The organism is Exiguobacterium sp. SH4S7 (assembly GCF_004336795.1).
Taxonomy (GTDB): domain Bacteria; phylum Bacillota; class Bacilli; order Exiguobacteriales; family Exiguobacteriaceae; genus Exiguobacterium; species Exiguobacterium aurantiacum_A.
In genome coordinates, this window is the sequence record NZ_SJUT01000003.1 from 37,768 (window position 1) to 60,739 (window position 22,972).

26 protein-coding genes are annotated in these 22,972 nt (G+C 54.3%); 10 read left to right on the forward strand and 16 right to left on the reverse strand.

The window, feature by feature from the left end:
* Positions 1–7 precede the first annotated feature (7 nt).
* Complete coding sequence (locus tag EVJ29_RS06955) at positions 8–877, reverse strand: YihY/virulence factor BrkB family protein (protein WP_131504873.1); 870 nt, start codon at positions 875–877, stop codon at positions 8–10.
* 48 nt (positions 878–925) lie between these two features.
* Complete coding sequence (locus tag EVJ29_RS06960; RefSeq protein WP_236633490.1) at positions 926–1,804, reverse strand: LCP family glycopolymer transferase; 879 nt, start codon at positions 1,802–1,804, stop codon at positions 926–928.
* A 509-nt stretch (positions 1,805–2,313) separates the two neighbouring features.
* On the opposite strand from EVJ29_RS06960, the gene EVJ29_RS06965 reads away from it, so the two are divergent.
* Complete coding sequence (locus EVJ29_RS06965) at positions 2,314–2,526, forward strand: hypothetical protein (RefSeq protein WP_131504875.1); 213 nt, start codon at positions 2,314–2,316, stop codon at positions 2,524–2,526.
* Positions 2,527–2,585: 59 nt separating this feature from the next.
* Positions 2,586–3,467, forward strand: a complete 882-nt coding sequence (gnd, locus tag EVJ29_RS06970; RefSeq protein ID WP_070328394.1) for a phosphogluconate dehydrogenase (NAD(+)-dependent, decarboxylating) — start codon at positions 2,586–2,588, stop codon at positions 3,465–3,467.
* Between the two features lie 52 nt (positions 3,468–3,519).
* On the opposite strand, the gene EVJ29_RS06975 is transcribed toward gnd (EVJ29_RS06970), so the two are convergent.
* From EVJ29_RS06975 to EVJ29_RS06985, 3 genes are all read right to left on the reverse strand, one after another.
* Positions 3,520–4,566 (reverse strand): DUF2194 domain-containing protein, encoded by a 1,047-nt coding sequence (locus tag EVJ29_RS06975; RefSeq protein WP_236633427.1) that lies wholly within the window; start codon positions 4,564–4,566, stop codon positions 3,520–3,522.
* Positions 4,567–4,753: 187 nt separating this feature from the next.
* On the reverse strand, positions 4,754–5,926 hold the full coding sequence (tnpB, locus tag EVJ29_RS06980; protein WP_131504876.1) for an IS200/IS605 family element RNA-guided endonuclease TnpB: 1,173 nt from the start codon (positions 5,924–5,926) through the stop codon (positions 4,754–4,756).
* Between the two features lie 22 nt (positions 5,927–5,948).
* Positions 5,949–6,515 (reverse strand): hypothetical protein, encoded by a 567-nt coding sequence (locus EVJ29_RS06985; protein ID WP_201738993.1) that lies wholly within the window; start codon positions 6,513–6,515, stop codon positions 5,949–5,951.
* A gap of 644 nt (positions 6,516–7,159) precedes the next feature.
* Here EVJ29_RS06985 and EVJ29_RS06990 point away from each other — a divergent pair.
* Complete coding sequence (locus tag EVJ29_RS06990; protein ID WP_161567335.1) at positions 7,160–9,613, forward strand: sensor domain-containing protein; 2,454 nt, start codon at positions 7,160–7,162, stop codon at positions 9,611–9,613.
* 193 nt (positions 9,614–9,806) lie between these two features.
* On the opposite strand, the gene EVJ29_RS15605 is transcribed toward EVJ29_RS06990, so the two are convergent.
* The 8 genes from EVJ29_RS15605 to EVJ29_RS07030 form a co-directional block, all read right to left on the reverse strand.
* Positions 9,807–9,929, reverse strand: a complete 123-nt coding sequence (locus EVJ29_RS15605; protein ID WP_269089661.1) for a hypothetical protein — start codon at positions 9,927–9,929, stop codon at positions 9,807–9,809.
* A 157-nt stretch (positions 9,930–10,086) separates the two neighbouring features.
* Positions 10,087–11,094, reverse strand: coding sequence for an RNA-guided endonuclease TnpB family protein (locus tag EVJ29_RS07000; RefSeq protein WP_131504878.1), 1,008 nt, complete (start codon positions 11,092–11,094; stop codon positions 10,087–10,089).
* Between the two features lie 182 nt (positions 11,095–11,276).
* Positions 11,277–11,561 carry an Asp23/Gls24 family envelope stress response protein gene (locus EVJ29_RS07005; RefSeq protein WP_236633428.1) on the reverse strand — a complete coding sequence of 95 codons (285 nt, stop codon included), beginning with the start codon at positions 11,559–11,561 and terminating at the stop codon, positions 11,277–11,279.
* A 75-nt stretch (positions 11,562–11,636) separates the two neighbouring features.
* Entirely contained in the window at positions 11,637–11,843 is a 207-nt protein-coding gene (locus EVJ29_RS07010; RefSeq protein ID WP_131504879.1) for a DUF2273 domain-containing protein, read from the reverse strand.
* Between the two features lie 12 nt (positions 11,844–11,855).
* Positions 11,856–12,398 carry an alkaline shock response membrane anchor protein AmaP gene (amaP, locus tag EVJ29_RS07015; protein WP_131504880.1) on the reverse strand — a complete coding sequence of 181 codons (543 nt, stop codon included), beginning with the start codon at positions 12,396–12,398 and terminating at the stop codon, positions 11,856–11,858.
* Positions 12,399–12,547: 149 nt separating this feature from the next.
* Entirely contained in the window at positions 12,548–12,943 is a 396-nt protein-coding gene (locus tag EVJ29_RS07020) for a hypothetical protein (protein WP_131504881.1), read from the reverse strand.
* 128 nt (positions 12,944–13,071) lie between these two features.
* Complete coding sequence (locus tag EVJ29_RS07025) at positions 13,072–14,658, reverse strand: FMN-binding glutamate synthase family protein (protein ID WP_131504882.1); 1,587 nt, start codon at positions 14,656–14,658, stop codon at positions 13,072–13,074.
* A gap of 102 nt (positions 14,659–14,760) precedes the next feature.
* On the reverse strand, positions 14,761–15,609 hold the full coding sequence (locus EVJ29_RS07030; protein WP_131504883.1) for a MurR/RpiR family transcriptional regulator: 849 nt from the start codon (positions 15,607–15,609) through the stop codon (positions 14,761–14,763).
* A 129-nt stretch (positions 15,610–15,738) separates the two neighbouring features.
* Between EVJ29_RS07030 and gnd (EVJ29_RS07035) the strand changes: the two genes are divergently transcribed.
* The 5 genes from gnd (EVJ29_RS07035) (at position 15,739) to EVJ29_RS07055 (ending at position 20,324) form a co-directional block, all read left to right on the forward strand.
* On the forward strand, positions 15,739–16,623 hold the full coding sequence (gene gnd, locus EVJ29_RS07035; protein ID WP_131504884.1) for a phosphogluconate dehydrogenase (NAD(+)-dependent, decarboxylating): 885 nt from the start codon (positions 15,739–15,741) through the stop codon (positions 16,621–16,623).
* An 82-nt stretch (positions 16,624–16,705) separates the two neighbouring features.
* Complete coding sequence (locus tag EVJ29_RS07040; RefSeq protein ID WP_016507825.1) at positions 16,706–18,049, forward strand: GntT/GntP/DsdX family permease; 1,344 nt, start codon at positions 16,706–16,708, stop codon at positions 18,047–18,049.
* 16 nt (positions 18,050–18,065) lie between these two features.
* Entirely contained in the window at positions 18,066–19,565 is a 1,500-nt protein-coding gene (gntK, locus tag EVJ29_RS07045; RefSeq protein WP_070328378.1) for a gluconokinase, read from the forward strand.
* Positions 19,566–19,779: 214 nt separating this feature from the next.
* Positions 19,780–20,064: a hypothetical protein gene (locus tag EVJ29_RS07050; RefSeq protein WP_131504885.1), complete on the forward strand. Its 285-nt coding sequence runs from the start codon at positions 19,780–19,782 to the stop codon at positions 20,062–20,064.
* Complete coding sequence (locus tag EVJ29_RS07055) at positions 20,061–20,324, forward strand: hypothetical protein (RefSeq protein ID WP_131504886.1); 264 nt, start codon at positions 20,061–20,063, stop codon at positions 20,322–20,324. The genes EVJ29_RS07050 and EVJ29_RS07055 overlap by 4 nt, the downstream gene beginning before the upstream one ends.
* Positions 20,325–20,402: 78 nt before the next feature.
* Here EVJ29_RS07055 and EVJ29_RS07060 read toward each other — a convergent pair whose 3' ends face one another.
* A complete protein-coding gene (locus EVJ29_RS07060; RefSeq protein WP_131504887.1) occupies positions 20,403–20,921 on the reverse strand; it encodes a dihydrofolate reductase family protein in 519 nt (172 codons plus the stop codon).
* A gap of 25 nt (positions 20,922–20,946) precedes the next feature.
* Here EVJ29_RS07060 and EVJ29_RS07065 point away from each other — a divergent pair, with 25 nt between their 5' ends.
* The gene (locus EVJ29_RS07065; RefSeq protein WP_236633429.1) at positions 20,947–21,213 is read left to right on the forward strand and encodes a hypothetical protein; all 267 of its coding nucleotides are present in this window, start codon (positions 20,947–20,949) and stop codon (positions 21,211–21,213) included.
* A 35-nt stretch (positions 21,214–21,248) separates the two neighbouring features.
* On the opposite strand, the gene EVJ29_RS07070 is transcribed toward EVJ29_RS07065, so the two are convergent.
* Complete coding sequence (locus tag EVJ29_RS07070) at positions 21,249–21,467, reverse strand: type II toxin-antitoxin system Phd/YefM family antitoxin (protein WP_131504888.1); 219 nt, start codon at positions 21,465–21,467, stop codon at positions 21,249–21,251.
* 237 nt (positions 21,468–21,704) lie between these two features.
* Between EVJ29_RS07070 and EVJ29_RS07075 the strand changes: the two genes are divergently transcribed.
* Positions 21,705–22,421: a polysaccharide deacetylase family protein gene (locus tag EVJ29_RS07075; RefSeq protein ID WP_131504889.1), complete on the forward strand. Its 717-nt coding sequence runs from the start codon at positions 21,705–21,707 to the stop codon at positions 22,419–22,421.
* A 34-nt stretch (positions 22,422–22,455) separates the two neighbouring features.
* Here EVJ29_RS07075 and EVJ29_RS07080 read toward each other — a convergent pair whose 3' ends face one another.
* Entirely contained in the window at positions 22,456–22,878 is a 423-nt protein-coding gene (locus tag EVJ29_RS07080; protein ID WP_255569855.1) for a cytidine deaminase, read from the reverse strand.
* Positions 22,879–22,972: the final 94 nt, after the last annotated feature.

Below are 22,972 nucleotides of genomic sequence, written 5' to 3' on the forward strand. Positions count from 1 at the left end.
CGGATTTTCATGGGAAATGTGTGCGCTGAGGCCGGCGTCGCGTATGACCGGGCCAAGCCGCGTTGATCTCCGCCCCGAGCAGCATCGTCGCCGCCGTCAAGTAGAGCCAGATCTGCAGCAAGATGACGATTCCGATTGTCCCGTACGTGTCGCCGAACATCGAGAACTGGTCGACGTAGATGCTGTAGCCGGTCGACAACAGCTGCCACGAGATGACGGCGAAAGTGGCGCCTGGGAGCGTCTCCGTGAATGTGACGTGTTGCTGGGGCGCGAACTTATAAAACAGCGAGAACGCGAAGATGAGGATGAAGGTCGAGACGGTATACCGGGCGAGCGTCGCCAACCGTTCAAACTCCTCGAGCATCGGGAACCACGCGTACATGAGCTCGACGAACTCGCGGCCGAAGATGTGGAACACGATCAAGATGACGGCGCCGACGCTGAAGGCGACGAGCGTCAACAACCCGATGAGCCTACGGACGATGTAGCTGCGCGCCTCGGTCTCGCCGTAGGCGAACACGGTCAGCTTGACGAGCCGGGCCGCCCCGTTCGAGGCCGACCAGACGGCGATGACGGCACCGACCGAGATGAGCCCGGCGTTGATGTCGCCGCTGACGTCATAGACGACCGACAGCATGTCACGCACGCTCGCGCCCGGGATCAAGATCTCGATTTGCTCGATCAACAGGGCGTCGTCGATCCCGAGCCACGCCATGACGGCGAACAACAGGACGAACGTCGGGAAGATGGCGAGAAACCAGAAGAAGGCGAGCGTGGCGCTATAGTCGTTGATGTGATGGTCTTTGAAGCGATGGCGGACGTCGATGATGAGACGGATCAGTCGGTCGAGCACACGGGTCACCCCTTTTCTTTTCATTATCGCACAAATTAAAACGCCCCATCCGCTTTGGATGAGGCGCCATTGTCATTGTTCCATCAATTCGCCGAGATACGACTTCACGTCTTCAAGTGAGGCCGCATCCGGGTTCCAGTAATAGATGCCGTCGTCAGCCTTGCCGCCAGTGCCTTCGAGTCGAAGGACGTCCTGGTTTTTGAAGGCGGCCATATAGTCGGCCGATAGTGTCCGGATGTCTTTGAACGTCATGTTCGTCTTCGCGTTATTGCCTAAGACGTCGAGCATATTGTTGAATTTCGAGATCGAGAAATCGTCTTTGCCTTCGTTGACGAGCGCCGTGATGACGTCACGCTGACGCTCTTGGCGACCGAAGTCACCACTCGGGTCGTCGTAGCGCATCCGCGTGTACGCGAGCGCCTCGGGGCCTGACAAGTTGATCGTGCCTGGCTCGAACGAATAGTCGCCTGACGTGAAGGCGAACTTGTTTGTCACTTCGACGCCGCCGAGAAGGTCGACCGTGTCTTGGAACCCTTTCATATCGACTTCGGCGACGTAATCGATCGGGATGCCGAGTAAGTTCTCGACCGTCGCGAGCGCCATTTCGGCACCGCCGAACGCGTAGGCGTGGTTGATCTTATCGGTCGTGCCTTTGCCGACGATCTCCGTCTTCGTGTCGCGCGGTATGCTGAGCATCGCGCTCGCATCCGTATTCGGGTTGAGTGTCATGACGATGATCGAGTCGCTGCGGCCTTGTTCGTCGGCACGGCGGTCGACACCAAGCAACAGGACCGATACCGGTTTCTTGTCGTTGATCGTCTGTTTATTCATCCGTTCCGGGCTGAGCCCGGCCGACTCGTTCAAACGACTGACCGTCGAGTCCACTTGGTTATACAAATAAGCTGCCACCCCGACTCCGATGAGCAGGAACAGTCCGACGACGATCCCCACAATCAACGCGATGCGTTTTGCGGGCGCTTGCTTCCTCCGACGTTTCTTGACTCTCTTTTTCTTTTGCTCTTCCATGACATTGCACCTTTCCTCGAACCTGTAGTCAATTTCACATAGGTTTTATTTTAGCATGCACATTATTTTAATATTTCCATTTTTTATAAAAGAGGTAAATGGTTGCCGATTGTTGTCGAATCATTCACTCGCTTATTTCTATCGGCCAGTTTTAAAAAAAGGTTTAGCTTTTCTAGCATATCTTTTTTAACCCTACCCTGAGCTTCAAAAACCGAAACCGCTGCCATTCCGATCATCATGGGCACAAGGTCGCAACACGCAGTTCTAATTCTTACGAAACCGATCGGGGACGTCCCCGATCGGTTGTTTTTTTAGGTCCGTTTCCTTATTTCTAAAAAGCCTTATAGTACAAACGCATTATTTTTTGTAATATTTGTATAAGAAATCATGTAAATGTAATTGAAATCCAATTATTTTGCGAAGGGGATAGACGGATGCGTTTCGTCGTCACGTGTTTTATCGAGAAAAAAGAGCCATTTTCATTTATTATTTATGGGAGTTCGAGGCACCAGGCCGAACGGACATTTAACCAGACGCTCCAGTTGGCCAATCCGCTCAACGACTTCATCGAGGCGAGTGATGGACAGAAGATCCGAATCGGGTCGATCCTCGCCTACCGGATCGATGATGTGAAACCCCTCTTTTGAATCCTCCCCATTTCGGGTAACCCTTATAAAGACTAAACCAATCGATTGGGGGAACGAATATGGAACTAGGAATGATTGGACTTGGCAAGATGGGACTCAACCTGGCGCTCAATTTGACGGATGGGGGCCACCGCGTGCTCGGTTACGACCCGGGCAACGTGTCGACGAGCCAGTTCGAGACGCTCGATTCGCTCGAAGCGGTCGTGGACGGGTTGAAAGCGCCGCGCGTCGTCTGGGTGATGGTGCCGGCCGGTGACGTGACCGAGCGCGTGTTGAACGATTTGCATGCACTGTTGTCCCCAGGGGATATCGTCATCGACGGCGGCAACTCGAACTATAAGGAGTCGATGCGGCGGGCCGAGCATTTCAACGACAAGCTGATCTACTTCTTCGACGTCGGGACGAGTGGCGGCATGGAAGGCGCACGCAACGGCGCCTGCACGATGATCGGCGGCGATATCGAAGCATTCGGCAAGATCGAGGAGTTGTTCCAAGACGTGTCGACGGACAACGGCTACTTGTACGCCGGTCCGAGTGGCAGCGGGCATTTCCTCAAGATGATCCACAACGGCATCGAGTACGGCATGATGCAGGCGATCGCCGAAGGGTTCGAGATTCTCGAGAAGAGCCCGTTCGATTACGACCACGAACAAGTCGCCCGTGTCTGGAATCACGGTTCGGTCGTTCGCTCGTGGCTGATGGAGTTGACCGAGAGCGCGTTCCACAAGGACGCGAAGCTCGACGAGATCAAAGGCGTCATGCATGCGTCCGGTGAAGGCAAGTGGACGGTCGAGACGGCGCTCGAATACGGCGTCCCGGCACCCGTCATCGCCATGTCGCTCATGATGCGCCAACGCTCGCTCGAGGAGGACACGTTCTCCGGCAAGGTCGTCGCCGCGCTCCGGAACGAGTTCGGCGGGCATGCGGTCGAGAAGAAATGAACGACAAAAAGGCAAATCCTTCACGTTTGAGGGATTCGCCTTTTTTTGTGTCTCATTGTCTGTCAGTCTTAATCTCCAGACTGACGTAAGACGTCTTCAATTCAAGTTGATACAACGTCCTGCTGTCCCCGAACGGGCGAACGTTTCCGAACGAGAACTTGCCCGTCTCCAAATATGTCCCTGCCTGCAGACGGATGAGCATCGTCGACGGAATCAGCATCTGCTGGCTGTTGATTTCAATCGTGTCCTCAGTATAAGCGACCTCGATGTCTGCTTGTTGATACAGTTCGTACTTTTGATAGGCGTCATACTGGGTGAGCGCCTCAAGGTGCAGATACGTCCGGTCAATCATCTTGAACATGTCTTCAAACGAGTCTTTCATCGTCGCCCAGCCCTGTCCTTTCGAGCGCCGTTCATCCAGCACGTCGTCAGGATGGATAAAGTGCGACACGAGTCCGAAGTTCGCGATCGCGTCGACGACAACGAACTGGTCGTCTATCGTTTCATTATATCCGCTCGAAATGCGCGGAAAGTTATATAAGTGTTCATAAATCGGATCGGGGCCGAACTCTTGGACGTAACTGCCTTTCGAGGTGTCCCCGCTGTACAGGCTAGCGATGACGAGTCCATTGGGGAATGCTTCGTTCAAGACGGAAAGGCCTGACGCTCCGATAATGTTTGATGGGGGAACGTAGCTCCGAATCTCTTCCTTCGGTATATAATAGCTAAACGTGTCGACGACCCGTTCGACGGCGCTCCGCATCTCCTCTCGACTCGCCCACGCCGTGTACCCGAGTTCCGGGTCCATCGTCTCCCCGTTCGTCACTAACGGCTGGTGGTTTAATCCGTGCAGCCCGATCTCCCCGTCCACTTGCATGAGACCACGCCCGTACTCGAACATCGATGCCCGAATCTTTTGAACAAGTTGGTCGACATCCTCTTCACTCGTCGCTTTATAGCTCCCGATCATGAACCCGGTGTAGACCAAATCATGGTCGCGGGCAATCTGTTGCACGTCCTGCCACCAGACGTCTGAGAAGAAATCTTTGATCGACAATCCGTACGCGTCCTCGATAACCGGAATTGAATTATCGGGCACCGGTGCCGGGAAATAATCGTCAGCGCCTGCACCATCAAGCCGCGTGAGTTTTTGTCAGACAAGGAAGTCGTGTTCCAAAACATGACTTCACCGTCACCATATGGCGCCATCCTTGAACTACCCCCACCTACGCTTCGCTTAGAGGTGGAGGATTCCTGAGTCATCCGGTCTAACGACCGGAACCTGATCAGGCTAGCCCCGTCGTCCCGACGGTTGAAGAGGCCAAGATTCGTTCAGCCTCTAGTTTCAAGTTCAGTCCTGCGTTCACATCGCGGTCGTGATGGATTCCGCAACCCGGGCATGTCCACTCACGCAGACCAAGATGCTTCACGTCTTTGTGTTGATGTCCACAACTTGAACAGAGTTGACTCGAGGCAAAGGTCTTGCCGATCTTCACGACTGTCTTCCCGTACCAGCCGGCCTTGTATTCGAGCATGCGGAAGAACTCCGACCAACTCACCTCCGAGATGGACTTGCTCAACTTCCGGTTCTTCTGCATGTTCTTCACCTGCAAGGTCTCGATGCCGATGACGTCGTGGTTTTTGACGATCTCGGTCGATACCTTGTGCAGGAAGTCGGTACGCTTGTTGGCGATCTTCTCATGGCTGCGGGCGACCTTGCGCTTTTGTTTTTGATAGTTCTTCGCCTCGGACAGCTTGATGTTCCGGTTCAGTGCGATGAGCCGTCGGCGCGATAGCTTGCGTTGCTCACGCGCCAGTTTCTTCTCAAGCGTGCGGAAATAGCGGTCGTTTTGGTACACCGTGCCGTCGGACAGGATAGCGAAGTTCTTGAGTCCGACGTCGACGCCGACGGTTGAGCCGGTCTTCGGCAGTTCGTTGATTTCCTGCTCGACGAGGAGGGAGACGAAGTATTTACCTGAGGCGTTACGTCGGATCGTGGCGTTCAAGATGCGGCCCTCGACCTGCTTCGAGTTGGCGAACCGGACCCACTTCAACTTCGGAAGTTTGAGCTTGTTGCCGACGATCGACACCTCAGGAAGTTGAGACTTGCCTTGGATGTTCGTCTTATAGGATTGGACGGGGTTCCGCTTCGATTTGAACCGTGGCCGTTCGTTCTGCTTCTTGAAGAAGCGGTCATACGCCTCGGCTAGATGTTTGACGCTGGTCTGGACAGATGTGCTATCGACTTCTTTTAGCCAGTCAAACTGTTGCTTCAAGGTAGGAATTTCTTTCGAACAGGAACCGTAGGACAAGCCTTTTCCTGTCGTCTTGTAGGTTTCTTCCCACTTCGCTAAGAAGTGGTTGAAGACGAAACGTGAACAACCGATTGTCTTGGCAATCAGGATTTCCTGCTCCTTTGTCGGATATATTCGGAATTTGTAAGCCTTATGCTTCAACATGATATTCACCCCCTTTGGGTATTTATACCCAATGGATAAACAATTCAGAGTCTAGCGGCAGATCGACATAGCCCGGGAAGAGTTCTCGTTCAAAGATAAGCCCGTTGACCCCGTCCAGAAAGTCCCCGAAATCGCTGACGCCGACGAGGTCGGCCCACTTCGCATCGATGAAACGTCCGGCGATATAGAGACGCCCCCCTTGTTCGACGAACTGTTTGATCGTCTCGTACGACCACTGCTCCGTGTTTTCCCCGCTCAAGACGAGCATGTTATGCGGTGACGGGGCGAGCCCCTCGATTTGTGCAGCCGTGATCGATGTATATGGGAGTTTGGCGTAGTCGAGCGCGTATTTGAGGTTCGTCAAAATCGCTTCGGACAATTCGTCCTCGTTTTGATGAATGTAGATGTCGATCGGCTCTCCTTCAAGTTCTCTGCTCTCACCCGCTAGCGTCCTAAACTCTCTCGCTTCATGGGCTTTGGTCGGGATCAACCGGTGGCCATAGTCGAGTCTAAGCAACTGGACAAATAGAATTCCGACCAAGAGTAGCGAAAATAAGGCAGCGACATAGCTGATCATTGATTTGTTCACCAGACTGCACCTTCTAACCGTCTAAGAATGAACCGCCTGTCTTCTTGGATGGTGCTTTCCGGCACCATATCTTTCATCTGGTCAAGCAACGGGCGAAGCTCGGCCTATCCCTCGTCTGCGAGCACAAGTTGCCCCGAGCTCAAGGGACAAGGTCGATTTATCCTCACGTTTCGTCCGTGGCATGCATGTCACCGCGCGAGCCGGGTCGTCGATCATGTGATGGCACATCGCTTTTACGAATGTTATGACCGTTCCTTGAATTAGGTGTATACTTTGAGACGCATGATTCGCTCGTTTTCATATTACGGGTATGCTGGCCTGTCGGCTGACACGTTCAGCGCTTCGAATCACAGTCTCGCTACGATCACCCCCCGCTATCATTATATGGAAATAATATACACAAAAAATATATAATGTGATTTCATTCATATTGGTGCATACATATAAACAATCGCCCCATTCTTCTAATGTCGCGACGTTTTAGGTCTATTTTACCGTTTTATTGACTCTTCACTCAAACATATTTACTACTCGTCAAATTATGCGTATATTTGTAAACGCTGCTGTTTTTGTAATGATTGGAAATGAAAACCTGGAATGCTTTACCGTTCCTGACTCGATATATTCAGATTAAGGAGGAAACTATGACTCGGTTCAACTGGATCAATCCGCTCAAATCTCGATTGGCTGCCACTGACTTACCGATCGCACTCGCTGACGTCACGAACGACCGCCACTTCATCGAAGGACACCTCGACCCGGTCTTCTTACTCGACATTCACGGGAACATCGTCGATTCCAACGAGAAACTGTCGCTCTTGCTCGGCTACACGAAGCGTGAGCTGTTCACGCACTTCGCCCGCTTCACGACCGAAGCGGACGCCGAACGGATCCAAACGTATTTCGCAAGCGCCCTGTCAGGAACTGAAGAGACGTACACATGCATGGCGAAACAGAAGGACGGCCGCATGTTGAAGCTGCAAATCACCAACATCCCTGCCTATGACAACCACTTGATCGTCGGTGTGTACGGGATCGCCCGCGACATCACGCAAGACGACCGCTTAAAGGACGAGGTGGGACGGCTTCGCGACTTATACAAGCACGTTGAGGCGTCCATCTATCGAAAAGATTTACGGACCGGTAAGCTCGAGTTTTATACCGCCGGATTTGAGACGTTGTTCCAGACGGCACCGCAAGCGATGGGTGAGGACCCGACATCTTGCCATCACGCGATCCATCGGAACGACTTGGCCAAAGTCCGGGCCGCCCATGCAAGTGTCGAAGCGGGGCAGGAAACGACCGTCCTCTACCGGACAAGCTTTACCGACAGCGTCAAATGGGTCGAGGAACGCCTCATCCCGAAGTTTGACGACGACGGCACGGTCATGGCCGTCATCAGTATCGCCCACGATATCACCCGTCTGAAGACGCAAGAAGAACAGATTTGGCAGCTCGCCATGCACGATTCGCTCACCAGTCTGCCGAACCGGAGCCTGTTTCTCTATGAGCTGGGCGAACGGATGGAGCAGCACGAGCATATCGCGGTCCTGACGATCAGCTTCAACTCGATTCACCGGATCAATCACGACTTCGGCTACGCCGTCGGAGATGACTGGATCGTCGCGGCCACGTCGGCCCTGCTCCATCGTTTGCCGAACGGCAGCTTCGTCGGTCATCTCGGGGGTGACGAATTCATGTTGCTCTTGCCCGATGTCACGGATGAGCCCTCGTTGATCATGAACTGCCAGTCTTTGCTCAAACTCGGGGAGAAGCATATCCAAGTCGGCCCGTACGAATGGCGACCACCCGTCTCGATCGGGGTCAGCCGCTATCCGCATGACTCGACCGTCGCCGAAGAGCTGCTGCAGTACGCCAACACGGCACTCGGCCGGACGAACTTGCCGGGTATGGACCGGTTCGTCTTTTACGCCTCGAGCTTCAATATCGACTCGTATCGGCGACATCAGCTCGGCAACGATTTGCGTCGCGCCATCGAAGAAGACGAACTCTTCCTTGAATTCCAACCGAAAGTCGACGCTTGGTCGGGCCGGATTGTCGGGGCCGAGGCGCTCGTCCGCTGGCAACATCCCGAATGGGGACGGATTCCGCCGAACGACTTCATCCCGTTGTCTGAAGAGAGCGACCTCCACATCCAACTCGCCGATTGGGTGCTCCATCATACGTGCGCCCATCTCCGCGACTGGCAGGACAAAGACCTCCCCGTCGTCCCGGTGTCGATCAACGTGTCACCGAAACGACTGTTGCATGGGCACTATGCCGAGACGGTCACGCGGGCGCTCCGCCGCTATACGCTCACGCCGTCGCTGCTCGAGATCGAGATACTAGAGACCGATGTGTTGAGCGACAATCGGAAGATCCACGACACGCTCGAACAGCTCGACGCCGCCAATATCCGTGTCGCCCTCGACGACTTCGGGACCGGCTACTCGTCGTTATCTTATTTGCAGCAGTACCCGATCAAGACGATCAAGATCGATCAACAGTTCGCCGCTGACTTGCATGAGAACAAGAAGTCACAGGCGATCGTGCGGACGATCCTGTTCATGGCCGAGGAGTTTGCGATGGACGTCGTCATCGAAGGCGTCGAGACGCTCGAACAACTCGATGTCGTCCGACGCCTCAACTGCCGCATCGTCCAAGGCTACTTGTTCAGCCGTCCGCTCGGCGCCGAGCAGTTCGAACGGGCGCTCGAGCACCGCTTCCTAGCGACGACGGAGACGGTCGGTCCAGCCGCCACGCGACAGGCGTTCTCGCTCGAGGCGAGCGTGACGATCCACAAGTTCCACGACCGGGAGCTGTCGATCGGCTCGACCCCGATTCTCGTGACGAAGAGCGGGCTACAAAGCCTGCATTTTTACGCCCGGGTTCGCCTGCCGGTCACCGAGGCCATCGAATTGAAGATCCTCTTGCCACAAGTCGGTGACAAGACAGATATCCTCGTCCGACTCGTCCGTGTGACCGAGCTCGAAAGCGGCTTGTTCGAATACGAGGCGAGCTATCTCGATACGAGTGAATCGCACCGTGTCATGATGACGCTTCAACAAAACACTCAAGTCCCGAAAAGCTCTTTGTGATCAGTCGAGGGCACTGAACAACCTCCGTTTTGTCCGAGCATCCTTTTTCCTTGCCATTATCGTGTTTTAGACAGGCTGCACTTAGCTAGACTATAAAAAGAAAACAGGGTAGTGTCACCCCATGCGGGACGACACTACCCTGTTCAAAGTATTTAAAGTTTTTTCACTGGAAGCATCACCTACGTGTTCCTCGTCAAACAAGATCACGGCTCGGCTCGGCTCCTTCTTCAATCGATTTACTTTTCGCATCGAACTCCGCCCGCGTCATGACGTCCTCGACATGCATATTCACCTCGATGACATCAAGGCCGGTCATGTCATGCATCGCCTTCTTGATTTTGGTGACGGTCTCAGTGAACTACTCACCACTTATTTGCTTCGCAACTTGAAGTGGGAGCTTCTTGGGAAGACCGTGCTCTTACCAGCCACGGTTGTGGACCAAGCTCGTCGGGCAGTCCCTGCCCTGGAGTGTTTCAGTCGGCGAGACCCAACAGGTTGAGGCTCGCGTTGACGTCGCGGTCATGGTGCGTGCCGCATGCGGCGCATGTCCACTCGCGGACGTCTAGCTTCTTCTTGCCGCCGTTCTCGCCGCAGGCCGAACAAACCTGGGTCGAGGCGAACCACGGGTCGGCCTTGATGAGCGTCCGTCCATAGAACCTCGCCTTATATTCCAGCTGGCGGACGAACTCGCCCCACCCGGCGTCCCCGATCGATTTTGCCAGGCGGCGGTCCTGCATCATCTCCCTCGGCTTCAGCGTCTCGACCACGACGACTTGGTTCTCGTCGACGATGCGTCTTGACAACTTGTGGAGGAAGTCCCTGCGTCGGTTAGCGACCTTCTCGTGCTTCTTGGCCAATAGGAGCCGTGCCTTCTCGCGGTTCCTGCTGCCGGGCTTCTTGTGGGAGAGCGCGCGCTGCGCCCGTCTCAGCCGTTCCTCGGCCTCGCGCAGGTTGCGCGGGTTCGGGACCCACGGCTCGTCGTCCTGCTCGACGAGGAGCGACACGAAGAACTTGCCCGTCTTCGTCATCGACACGGTCGCCGACCGGATCTCGCCGTCGAAGATTCGGTGCTGTGTGAAGCGGATGAATCCGACCTTCGGGAGCCGGACATGGCCCCCTTCGATGCGGATCGTGCCGTGCTGGTTGTTCGTCGTGTAGGACGCGCGCGCCTTCCGTCTCGACTTGAACACCGGGAAGCCGGCCGTCCCGGCGAAGAACTTCGCGAACGCCGTGTCGAGGTGCAGCTTCGCGTTCGCGAGCGCGAGGCTGTCCGCCTCGCAGAGGAACGGGAACAGCGGCTTGTACGAGGCCGGCGTCGGCGGCTTCCGCTTCGGCCCGCCGTTCGCCTTCGCCTCCTCGTGGAGGGCGATGCGGTCCTCGAGCAGCTTGTTGTAGATGAACCGGGCGCAGCCGATCGTCCTGACCAGGAACTCGGCCTGTGCCGCCGTCGGGTGGAGCCTGTATTTGTAGCCCTTCAGCATGTCTGCCCCTCCCTTCCACCAGATAGTAGGATGATTCTCTTCTCATTCCGATACCCGCGGCAGGGGATGGGGAATCTGACAGAATCACGAACTTCCGTTCGTCATATCTGTCACAGGGGTGGCCAAAAGGTTTATGTACGGGCGATTCATCTCCCACCTACGCTGGGCCTCGCCCCAGACGCTTAGAGGTGGGAGAATTCTCGCTTAATTATGTTAAAGATGTCCGGTATACTCTTTCCGTATTCGACGATGACCCGTAAATCGAGCGCGACTTGATGTTCGCCGATTTCGGCGTCGATGCCTTTCGTGATGTCCTCTGTACTCCGGAACCGGTCTGCGAACCCGCTCATGAAGCCACCGCTCATCGACAAGATGCCTTGGACCTCACCAGTCGCAAGTCCCGCAATCTTTTTGATGACTTGGTCTTCAAACGTCAACTTGTTTTGACGCACCGGTTCGTCTGACACGCTCGTCTGGACATTCGTGTTTTCGCTTTGCGTGGCCCTTCTCCCCTTCCTAACCCTCGAACTGACTCGTTCCGTTTACTTCCGCGTGAAAAATGACACCCATTCGTCTACCCGAAGCACACCGTCCGCCCACTTGCCGAGTAAAAATCCAACGAACGCCAGCGACACGATGAGAAGCGTCCGGCCGAAGCCGATTGTCAGGAACAGTACCGCAATGACAATCCCGACAATGACTCCGAGCAGACGGAATCGGTAAGGGAACAACATCGTTTTCACATCCATCACGGCACTTCCTTATACGACTCGTTCTGACGTTTGACGTTTCGTATCTTGAATGTGGAGTGACACGTCAGTCACCGGCAATTCAAGCAACGCTTCAAGCCGTTCTTTCACGTGCGTCTGAATCTCTTTCCCGAGCGTCGGCAGCCCGTCACGATTGAAAACCGAACAATCGATATGGACGTGCACGCTCTCTCTCTTCGAATCGATGTCGACTTTGACGTCCGGCGCCCGCACTCCTTGGAACGTCTTCAACGATTCGTACACCATCTTCTCGATCTTCTCGGTCGAGATGGTGATTCGTCCTTCCCCTGTCTCGATCGTATATCGTTCCGATTTCGATTTGGCGATGAGTCCGGTCAGAAGCATCAAGATAAACACAATGCCAGGGAAAATGGAGATCGCGAGGATGGTGTATACGTACTCGTCTTGATCTTGCCACCGTTCTAGATAGGAACTGAGTCGTAGAACGTCATAGACTCCGAGCAACAGCACCCCAACACTGACCAGCCCGACAATGCCCGTGATGACCAAAATGAATCGATTCAATCCATTCATGCCCCTATCCCCTTTTCGAATAGCTTATTTCACGACATAACGTTCATTCTCTCTATGTATATACTTATAAATCCCCTTTCAGACGGGCACAAAAAAATTCATATTATGAAATTAAAAGTAGTTTGACGACAACCAAAAAGAAGCCCATGTTAGGCTTCTTCATCGTCCGGAATGGTTATTTTATCGAACTGTTCGTCGCGACAGAGCGTGATCGCTTGCATCGCGAGCTGATAGTCCTCTTGCGGCAGGCTGATCAATTCCGTCGGCAGCACCCATTCTTTATGGTTGTACAGATGGATGACAAGTTTGACGAGGACGAGCTCGCCCTTATCGAACGTATTGTCGTCGATGATCGTCGATGTGTTGATTCTCCCTGTCTCGAGGTTGACGTACGGCAGCAGGATGTCGCGCACCCGCTCGTTCCCCGCGATCACGTACAGCGCCGAGAAATATTCTTTCCCCGCCGCCCCTGGGTCTTCTAACCGCCGTGCCATTTGTTTGAACACGCGATAGTGGTCAGCCGACAAGAAGTCAATGTTATTCATAGTGTTCAGCCTCTCTATCCGTATTTCGCTAGATATGTATCATTTCCACGCTTTGTCAAAACGTAACCCTCTCCGCAGCCTATTCCGCAATCTTTACATTTCGCGACGACAAAAAAAGCGGCAGCCCTTCAGCCGTCGCTCGTCCCGAACAGTTCGGTCCCAGGCTTCACCCGTCCATCATCGTATTTGTAGATGATGTGCTCGGCTGAGAACTCGGTCGGTATCGTGAGCCCGGCCGCGGCCGTCAAGTTGTACAGCCCTTCGCGGAGCGAGATGATATAGTTCGTCACCCGGAAGCTCTTCTCGTCGACGACGAGCGCCCGTTGCAGCTTCGGGTCCGTCGTCGCCACACCGACCGGGCACCGGTTCGTATGACACACTTGTGCCTGGATGCAGCCGACGTTGAACATGAGGCCACGGGCGATGTTGACGAAGTCCGCACCGAGCCCTAAGGCGATGGCGACTTTATCGGCCGTCACGAGCTTGCCGGAGGCGAACAGTTTGATCTTGTCGCGCAGTCCATGCTCGATGAGGAGACGATGGACGTACGGCAACGCGGCGTGAAGCGGCAGTCCGACCGCGTCCGCGAGCTCTTGGTACGTCGCCCCGGTCCCGCCTTCCCCGCCGTCGACGGTGATGAAGTCCGGATATCGATCGGACGCGGCCATGGTGGCGATCAGGTCATGGAGGTCATCGAGCCGACCGACGACGAGCTTGATGCCGACCGGCTTGCCCCCGACGTCGCGCAACCGCTCGATGAAGGCGAGCATCTCCGTGTTCGTATGGAACTCGTTAAACCGGTTCGGGCTGTCGATGCTGACGCCGACTTTGACGTTGCGGATCTTGGCGATCTCCGGCGTCACTTTCGTACCTTCGATGTGGCCGCCCCGCGTCTTCGCACCTTGGGCGAGCTTCAGCTCGAAGGCGCGCACTTGTTTGATGGCACTCTTCTCCTGGAACGCCTCCCAGGAGAACGCCCCGTCCTCGGTCCGGACACCGAACAATGCCGGTCCGATCTGATAGACGAGGTCGACGTCCCCTTTCAAGTGATAGTCAGACAAGCCGCCTTCCCCGGTGTTCATCCACGTCCCTTTCGCCCGGCCGAGACCGATCGAGAGCGCACTGATGGCGTTCTCGCCGAGCGAGCCGAAACTCATTGCCGACTGACCGATGAGGCCGCGCACTTGGAACGGCTCCCGGCACGTATCTTTGCCGATGACCGGTGCGTCTGCAAGCGGCAACAAATACGGCGACACCTTTTGCTCGACGATGTGCTCTTTTCGCGTGAACAAGTTGTCGGCGTCGAGGTGATACATATGCGTCGTCACCGTCTCGTCACGAGCGATCTTCAAATCAGTTCGTTGCGTCGGGAACAAGGCGTTCTGGACGTAGAATCCGTTCGCGTCGAAGTCCCGTTCCGAGCCGAAACCGATGAGCCGCGACTTATATTTCCCGGAAATAACGGCCGATTCGTACTCGTTCCGCGAGAACGGCGTCGCCTCGTTGTCGTTCAAAAATAAGTATTGGCGCAGCTCGGGGCCGATCATCTCGAGGATGTAGCGGACCTTACCGAGGAGCGGGAAGTTGCGGAGGACGGCGTGCTCGCGCTGATTGCGGTCTTTCATCCATAAGTAGAACAGCAGCATGAACGGCATCGAAATCAAAAGCACCATCAATATGAGCAGTACGACCAGCATCGTCGTGTTGAGCGACATCGTCCTCTCTCCTCCCGTAGCGTTCGGTTGTCCTTATCCGATACCACGTCGGGTGAACGATGAAACAGCTCCGACCCGTAACGTCCTGGGTCGGAGCTGTCTTCACATACGACGGCGTGAGATGGCTTCTCGCATCTGACGGAGCGCACCCCGTCCCGTCTCGCCGCGTTGCATCATGACGACCGTGAACAGAGCGTCAATTAAACTGAGCTCGGCGATACGCGAAGCGAGCGCCTCGGAACGGAACTCGGTCTCTTGCGACACGGTATACAAGGCGACATCGGCGAGTTTCGAGAGCGGTGACTTGGCGTAGTTCGTGATGGCGATAATCGGCACACCGCGATCCCGACAGACGTGCGCGACGTCGAGCGTCTCTTTCGAGGCACCCGAATGCGAGATGAGGACGGCGACGTCGTCTGTCGTCAGCTGTGACGCCGACATGAGCTGCATATGTGATTCTAAATTCGCCGTGACGAGCAGGCCGCTACGGACGAATTTGTGGTACGCGTCAAGTGCGATCACAGCTGAACCGCCACTCCCGAAAAACTCGATGCGGCGGGCCGACAGCAACAAATCGACCGCCTGCTGCATCGTCGCCTCCTCTAAGATTTGGCGGGTCGACTCGATCGTCTTGACGTTCGTCGCGAAAATTTTTTCGGCGATTTGAAGTGGTGTATCGTCTTGCGTGATGTCTTCATGGATATCTTGGAGCGGTGCGACGATATCCGAGGCGAGCGCAATCTTCAGCGCCTGATACCCTTTGAAGCCGACGCGTTGACAGAAACGGAACACGGTCGACTCGGCGACATCTAAGTCGTCGGCCACTTGGTTGATCGTATGGTGAATGATCAGTTCCGGTTGTTTCAACATATAGTCGGCAATTCGTTGTTCCTTTTTGCTGAGTGTCGAATAGGCACCGCGGATACGGGCCAGTCCATTCATCGATTCCATCATCTATCACCCTTTCGTCTCTCTTAACGATACCTTTCCGAAAAAAATTCCGCAATCTCTATTGAAAATCGAATTTTATTTGATATTATGGACTAGAGACGGAAAAAAATTCTTTTTTGAGGTGACGTTATGAAAATCGGTTTGATTGGATTAGGTAAAATGGGTTACAACTTGGCGCTCAATTTGAGCGACCACGGTCACACGGTCATCGGTACGGACGCGTCGAGCGTCGAGGCGACGACAGCGTTTGAGATCGTCCCGACACTCAAGGACGTCGTCGACAAGCTTGAGGCGCCCCGTGTCGTCTGGGCGATGGTCCCAGCTGGTGACATCACGGAGACGGTGCTCACTGAACTCTTCGAGCGACTCGAACCTGGCGATATCGTCATCGACGGCGGCAACTCGAACTATAAATTGTCGCTCGCACGCGCCGAGCAGTTCGCAGAGAAGAACATCTCGTTCTTCGACTGTGGGACGAGCGGCGGGACGGACGGTGCACGCAACGGAGCCTGCACGATGGTCGGCGGTGACGCAAAGGCGTGGCCAACCATCGAGCCGATCTTCAAGGACCTCTCGGTCGAGAACGGCTACTTGTATACGGGACCGGCCGGTAGCGGCCACTTCCTCAAGATGATCCACAACGGCATCGAATACGGCATGATGCAGGCCATTGCCGAAGGGTTTGATATTTTAGAGAAGAGTCCGTTCGACTACGACTACGAACAAGTGGCCCGCGTCTGGAACCACGGCTCGGTCGTCCGGTCATGGCTCATGGAACTGACCGAGAACGCGTTCAAAAAAGACGCCAAGCTCGATGAGATCCGTGGCGTCATGCATTCTTCAGGGGAAGGAAAATGGACGGTCGAGACGGCGCTCGAACTTCAGGCGGCGGCCCCAGTCATCGCCATGTCTCTCATGATGCGCTATCGCTCGCTCGAGGACGACACGTTCTCAGGTAAAGTCGTCGCCGCACTCCGCAACGAGTTCGGAGGCCACGCGGTCGTCAAAAAATAATGTTCGGGAGAAGGTCAGGGGTGGCCTTTTCCTTTGTAAAAATTTGTAAACGGTTACACATACGGTAAAGGGGGAACTACATATGTCAGGCTCTACACTTATCTTGATCGCCGTCGCTGGCATCTTCTTGCTCTTATTTTTGGTCATGCGGACGAAACTTCATGCGTTCGTCTCGCTCTTGCTCGTCAGCTTGCTCGTTGGGATCGCGGCCGGAATGCCGCTCGGGGATGTCATTACCTCGATTCAGAACGGGATGGGCGGAACGCTAGGTTTCGTCGCCGTCGTCGTCGGACTCGGTGCCATGTTTGGTAAAATGTTAGAAGTATCAGGTGGCGCGGAACGTCTCGCCCAGACACTCGTCAACAAGTTCGGCGAGGACAAGGCACAATGGGCACTCGCCATCACCGGTTTCATCGTCGCCGTCCCGGTCTTCTTCGACGTCGGCTTCATCATTCTCGTTCCGATCGTTTATGGCCTCGCCAAGCGGACGGGTCGCTCGCTGCTCTACTACGGCATCCCGCTCCTCGCCGGCCTCGCCGTCACACATAGCTTCATCCCGCCGACACCAGGTCCGATTGCGGTCGCAAACCTCATCGGTGCCGAGCTCGGTTGGGTCATCTTGTTCGGAGTGATCGCCGGGATTCCGGCAGCGATTCTCGCCGGTCCAATTTTCGGGAAGTACATCGCGAACAAGATTCACGTCACCATCCCGGACTATATGGAATTTGAAGAGATCGATACATCGAAAGAACTGCCAAGTTTCAAAATGATCATCTCGCTCATCTCGATCCCGCTCGTGTTGATTCTTGCGAACACGTTGTCTGCGGTACTGTTAGATGAAGGAAATACGATTCGTACGTTCTTGACGTTCATGGGTCATCCGTTCGTCGCTTTGACGATCGCGACGCTCCTCACGTTCATCTTCCTCGGCACGCGCCGTGGTTACACACGTGACGAAGTGCAAGAGATTGCGACGAAAGCGCTCGAACCGGCCGGGATCATCATCCTTGTCACCGGTGCCGGCGGCGTGTTCAAACAAATCTTGATCGACTCAGGTGTCGGTGACGTCCTTGGGGAGATGATGGCCGGGTCACCGCTTCCGGCGATCGTGCTCGCCTTCTTGATTGCGACCGTCGTCCGCGTCGCCCAAGGTTCAGCGACCGTATCAATGGTCACGGCGGCAGGACTCATCACGCCGCTTCTTGAGATTCAAAACATCACTGGGGCCGCGCTCGGCTTGATCGTCATCGCCATCGCTTCCGGTGCGACTGTCCTCTCACACGTCAACGACTCGGGCTTCTGGCTCGTCAACCGCTACTTCGGTCTAGACGTGAAAGACACGCTCAAATCGTGGACCGTCATGGAGACGATTATCGGACTGACCGGATTTGCGGTCGTCTTCTTGATCAGCCTATTCATCATTTAACAAAGGAAGTGATTGTGTGTACACCATTGGCGTCGACATTGGGACGACGAGTACAAAAGCCGTCCTGTTTCAGAATCACCAACAACTCGCGGTACATAACGTGCTGTACCCGCTCCTCACCCCGGACACGGAGACGGCCGAGCAAGACCCGGTCGTCATCTACGGGGCGGTGCTTGAAGCAGTCAGTGCCGTCCGGGCGCAAGCCGACGGGCCGATCCGCTTCGTCTCGTTCAGTTCAGCGATGCACAGCTTGATTGCACTCGATGTGTCAGGGCGTCCGCTCACGAACAGTATCACCTGGGCCGATAGCCGGGCCAACCCGTACACGCAGGAGATTAAACGCGACTTTGACGCGAGCGCGCTCCATATGCGCACCGGCACACCGGTCCATCCGATGGCGCCGCTGTCGAAACTGCGTTGGTTAAAAGCGGAACATGCGGACGTGTTCAAGCGTGCCGCCAAGTTTGTCTCGATCAAAGAGTACGTCTTCTATCGCCTGACCGGACGCTTCGTCGTCGACCATTCGATCGCCTCGGCGACCGGTCTGTTCAATTTGAAGACGTGCGACTGGGACGCGGAGGCGTTACATATCGCCGGCGTCACACCGGACCAACTGTCCGAACTCGTCCCGACGACCGAGATCATTCAATTAAAGCAAGACGTGCGTGAGACGCTCGGCTGGGACTTCCCGCTCGTTATCGGGGCAAGCGACGGCGTGCTATCGAACCTCGGTGTCGGGGCGTTCGAACCGGGCGTCGTCGCCGTCACGATCGGGACGAGCGGTGCCATCCGGACGGTCGTCCGTGAGCCGGTCGAGGACCCGAAAGGCCGGATCTTCTGTTACGCCTTGACCGACAAGCATTGGGTCATCGGTGGACCGGTCAACAACGGCGGCATCATCTTGCGTTGGCTCCGGGACGAGTTCGCGGCGAGCGAGGTCGAGACGGCGAAACGGCTCGGCATGGACGCCTATGACGTGTTGACGCGCATCGCCGAGACGGTCAAACCGGGTTCTGACGGACTGTTGTTCCACCCGTACTTGATGGGCGAACGGGCCCCGCTCTGGGACTCGAACGCGCGCGGCTCATTCTTCGGTCTGAGCATCCACCATAAGCGTGAGCACTTCATCCGTGCCGTCTTAGAAGGCGTCATCTTCAACTTGTACACGGTCATGCTCGCACTCGACGAACTGACGGGCGCACCGAACCGGATCCATGCGACGGGCGGTTTCGCCCAGTCGAAGCTATGGCGCCAGATGATGGCCGACATCTTCGACACGCCGGTCGTCGTGCCGGAGAGCCATGAGAGTTCGTGCTTAGGTGCGGTCATGCTCGGCGAGTATGCGTTCGGTGACATCGACGACTTCACGGCGGTGCCGCAAGTGACGCATGAGCACATTCCGGACGTAGAGGCGACGACAATCTACCGGGAGTTACTCCCGATTTATATTCGCTTATCGCGTCATTTCGCCGAAGAGTATGAAGCGATTGCTGCGTTTCAGCGGAAGCATGTATGAGAGAAGCCGAGTCCTTCACGGGCTCGGATTTTTGATGACATTAATTAGAGATGCTCAAGTCTATTCGTCATCAGAGTATCATCATTCGAACAAATAACCGGATTATGGAAGGGTAATGAATTACATATATAGAAAATATCAATCGTACTGAAGTTGTCGACGCTTATCTGTGAAAAGTTTTTTCATTATAAGTTAACGAGAAGGGAGGAATCCGGTGGCCATTGCGATTGGATATATCATTGCATGTATAGGTGCACTTGCGGCTTATTTGCTTAGTACAGGAGAATCGAGAAAGAAAAAATATAAAATATGGGGCATCGCTCTGATGATTCCCATTTCGCCCGCTTTAGCTTTTTCGATCGGACTCTCCTATGCAATTAGTGTCGAAAATGGTTGGGCCGGATTAATCATGTGGCTTATCTTCCCCATTATTTTCTTAATCGGACTCACTCTGCTGTTAGTTGGCATTTTCAAAAAGGAAAAGGAGGAAAGAAATTGAATAAAGCGCTTTTAATTATAATTAACATTATAACTGGATTGGTCGTTACCGTTCTCACTATTTTCGCTTACGGAATAAGTGGTATGGCAGAAGGACCCCAACCAGCATCTAGTATGTACTGGTTACTTTTATTGGTGGTATGGTTTATAGGTTTGTTAATGCAGTTTAAACAATCAACTAGAGTTATCGGTTTAGTAATCACTTTCCTTCCTATCATTTACTTTTTTTCTCTCTTTATTGTTGAGTTCTATAATTTTTAAGTTCATCACCATAACGTGAAATCAGTCACACATTACGGAAATGAACTACTTCCAATATATTTCTTTACGCACAAAGGTTTATTTTTCGTACGTCACCATGACGAACTGTCCGGACGCGCGCTGACTCGTCAGTTTCAACTTCGTCTCCTTCGTGCCTTCCGGGAACATCGGGATCCCTTCTCCTAATACGACCGGGGCGACGATAATCTCGTAGCGGTCGATCAAATCGTGCTCCATCGCAGCCTTAATTATTTCCCCACCACCGACGATCCAGACGTCCCCATCGATGTCTTGTTTCAACCGCTCAATCAACCGTTCGATTGGCTCATCCGTGAACGTGACATGCTCTGCTTCCCGGTCCGGGTTCCGCGTCAAAATATAGTTCGGGATGTCCGGGTACGGATAACCGTCTGACGCTAGCTTCAATACTTCCTCGTACGTCTTCCGCCCCATGATGACCGCACCGACCGTCTTGAAGAAGTCGGCGTAACCGTTATCTCCCTCACCAACGACCTCGACCAACCAGTCGAGATCGTCGTTCGTCCGAGCAATCTTTCCATCTAGACTCATCGCGATATATAAGACGACGTTTGCCATGATGATTCCCTCCTCGGTTCGTGATATGTTCAGCTTAATGTACGTGAACGAGCTGCCGCATGATCTCGAGACGAAGATTGCGCTGCTCGAGAAAAATATTTTAGGGCTCAGGGAAAAGACCGTTCCACCGGCACCGTTCGCGAAAGAAGTGTATGCGGCGGTCGCACAAAAACGCAAAGTCGAGATGACGTATGCGACGATGAAAGGGAGCAGGATGTTCGTCGAGGTCGTGGCTCCAAACAAGTTGCGAGAAATTGTGGGGGTATACATAAAACATGACGCATGCCGCTAAAGGTGTGCGTCATGTTAGTGAGGTCGAGTTTTGTCTTATTGAAGCTGTCGAACGGATTCGAGAAGTCGCTCAGCATTTTTCGGACTTTGCAGCAAATACATCGTTTCTATCAATTGATTGTATTCTTGCTCAGGCATGATGACCGTATTCCGTCCATTTTCCCGAGCGATAGTGATTGCTTCGCTATTGTCGCGGACTTGATTAAGGATTTTCTTCAAGTTTTTCCGCGCTTCGCTATAAGCAATTATAGTCAACTGACTCACCCCTCTCTCATATCCCCTTTACCTTGTTATACCCAAAAACGACTGGTGACTTCAAGGGTATCCAGTTCTTCAAAACACCATCAGCCATCAACTGAAACGAGCAACGCGAATCATCCATTTCTTGTACAAAAATATGCTGTTTCGCCTTCTAATCGGGTAAAGAGTAACGTATATTTCACGCCGGCACCGTCCAACCCCCGTCGACTTAACGTTAGGAGGGTTTGTACGATGAAGAAGAGCTTGATTTTGTTCGTGTTGGCCTGTCTGTTGCTCAGCCCTTTGTCGCCAGCAAGCGCGGCGACGCCAAAAGCGTACAACGACCGCAGCCTCATTTATTTGACGTTCGATGACGGGCCGCATCGTCAGACGGGCGCGTTGCTCGACGTTTTGAAGAAGCATAAGGTCAAGGCCACGTTTTTCATTCTCGGCAACAATATAAAAGGCAATGAGAAACTGCTGAAGCGGATTGTCGCCGAAGGACACCTCATCGCTCTGCACGGGATGACGCACGACCGGCATAAGTTTTACCGGACGCCGACGACAGCCGTGCGCGAGATGCAGACGGTCCAAAAGCTCGTCTTCCAAGTGACAGGCGTCAAATCGAACATCGTCCGCACCCCATACGGCAGCAATCCGTACATGACGTCAGCGCACAGGCAAGCGATGGCGAAAGCCGGCTTCCAAATGTGGGACTGGAACATCGACAGTCTCGACTACCGGTATAAGTCGGACAACCGCCGCGTCCAAAATCAAGTGTTCGCCCGGCTCGACGCGAACTACAGAGCGAGAATCGCCTCGATCATCCTGACGCACGACCATTCGATCACCCCGACCGCACTCGACTACATCCTCCGACATTCGAAGAAACGCGGCTACGAATTCAGGACGCTACAAGGCATCAAAACCCCGCACAACTTCTTCAATAAATGGAAGCCAAGACAGTAAAAAATGCCGAGTCGCATGGACTCGGCACTGCTGTTTACATCTCGAGCTCTGTGAACGCGAGCGGAACGAGTTCTTCGAGCGTCACTTCTTTGACGTCGGCGTTGCCGTTCGTGAGCAACACTTTAAAGTCCGGATCACCGAACTCGACGAGCACTTGGCGGCAGATGCTGCATGGTGGTAAGAAGTCGACCGTGTCACCTGACACCGCAACGGCTTCGAAGTCACCTTTTTTATAACCTTGCGCGATGGCCGTGAATACAGCCGTGCGCTCGGCACAGTTCGTCGCTCCGAACGAGACGTTCTCGACGTTGACGCCGTCGATGACCGTCCCGTCCTTCATAAGAAGGGCCGCTCCGACGCGGAAATTCGAATACGGTGAGTAGGCGTTGTCTTTCAATTGACGGGCGCGCTCGACTAATTGTTGTTGGTTCATGGGATTGTATCCTCTCTGACTCAAAATGAACTGATGCCAGTTCCCGTGCCTCGATTTTTGGGCAGGATTTTTAGCATACACCCCACATCGACCAAAGTCAACGTCTTTTTGATGGCGC